Source organism: Microbacterium aurantiacum (assembly GCF_002872075.1).
Lineage (GTDB): Bacteria > Actinomycetota > Actinomycetes > Actinomycetales > Microbacteriaceae > Microbacterium > Microbacterium aurantiacum_A.
In genome coordinates, this window is record NZ_PGGU01000028.1 from 1 (window position 1) to 1,536 (window position 1,536).

Genomic DNA, 1,536 nt, shown 5'->3' on the forward strand with positions numbered 1-1,536 from the left:
GGCGTGATCTGCCGGAGATGCCTTCGTATTTCGATGCGGTGCTGAAGCATGAGACGGTCTTCACGGAGCACTTCGCGGAGCGCGGCTTCACCCACGACGTCGCCTACCCCTCCACGGACTTCCCCACAGATCATCCCGCGCTCTTCAACGCTGATCTCCTGCTGGAGAATGGATGCCCGCTCTTGAAGCGGCGGCAGTTCTTCCACTATCCGCCTTATCTCGATCGACATGCGGTCATCGGGCGACGGGTGCTTCGCGACGTGGAGAAGTACGGATATCCGATGCCTGTGCTGTGGCAGAACCTCGCGCGCAATGTCGCACCGAAGGCGCTCAATGCCGATGCCGGGATGATGGAGATACTCCCCGACATCGACGTTTCCTACGACCCTTCACGGGCATTTCGCATCGCCGTGATCGCTCACGTTCCGGAGGCTCGTGAGGTGGAAGTCCTGCTGTCGTCGATGGACAAGCTCGGACAATCGCACGCGCTGTTCGTCAGCACCACTTCGGACGTCGAAGCCGCGGCGATCCGACGCAGCTTGAGCGAGCACCCTTCTCCTCTGCGCGATGCGTCGGAAGTTCGTGTCGTGCCATCCCGAGGTCGGGACATGAGTGCATTCTTCGTCGGGATGCGGGACGTACTCGTCAGCGGCGATTTCGATCTTGTGGTGAAGGTCCATACTCGTGCTCCAAAGAAGCGATCGGCCAACGCCGTGCTTTACTTCAGACGCCATCAGATCGACAACCTGCTCGGCAGCCCGGGGTATTTCGCCAATGTGCTCGCGCTGTTCCAGCGGGAGCCCGGGCTCGGCATCGTGATGCCTCCGATGATCCACGTGGGCTACGCAACCCCGGGCAAAGGCTGGGTCTACTACCTTCCTCGCGCACAGAAGGTTGCCGAGCAGCTCGGCATCCGCGTGCCGTTCGACGGAGTCTCTCCCCTCGCACCCCTCGGCGGGATGTGGGTCTGCCGACCGGAAGCGCTGGCGCTGTTGTCGCGGCCGGAGTGGCGAGTCGAAGAATTCGACAGGCCGTCGAAGCGCCGGAAAGCCGATCTCGCTCGTGTGCTGGAGCGTCTCGTGGTGTACGGGGCCGGTGAGCGCGGTTTCCACGCTCGGACCGTGATGAATCTCGAGCACGCCGGTATCAGTCACGTCTCGATGGAGTACAAGCTCGATCAGCTCGCGTCGACCACGCCCGGGTATCCGATCGAGCAGATTCAGTTTCTGCATCGCGCGGGCTGGATCGGGACAGGGGGCGCCGTCGCGATGCTGAGGATGTACATGAACCTCAATCATCCCGGTCTCATCGCACGCACCCGCCCCGTGGTCCGCCCGGCGATGGCTGTCCTGCGCCGTGGAGTCGGAGCGGCCCGGTGGGCGCAGACGCGCCTCACCGGCGCGTTGAAAGGAGCGCGGACATGAGTCGGGTGCCGGGTGTTTTCCCGGTTGGTGGTCGTCGGCTTGTGGTGTACGTGGTCTATGACCGGCGTGGGGATGTGGATGACTACATTCCGTTCGCGTTGACGGGTCTTCG

1 protein-coding gene is annotated in these 1,536 nt (G+C 63.0%); it reads left to right on the forward strand.

All coding sequences use genetic code 11. The features are described 5' to 3' along the window. The coding region (locus CUR96_RS17070; RefSeq protein ID WP_102194541.1) for a rhamnan synthesis F family protein at window positions 1-1,424 on the forward strand (1,424 nt) is incomplete at its 5' end. Window positions 1,425-1,536 lie beyond the last annotated feature (112 nt).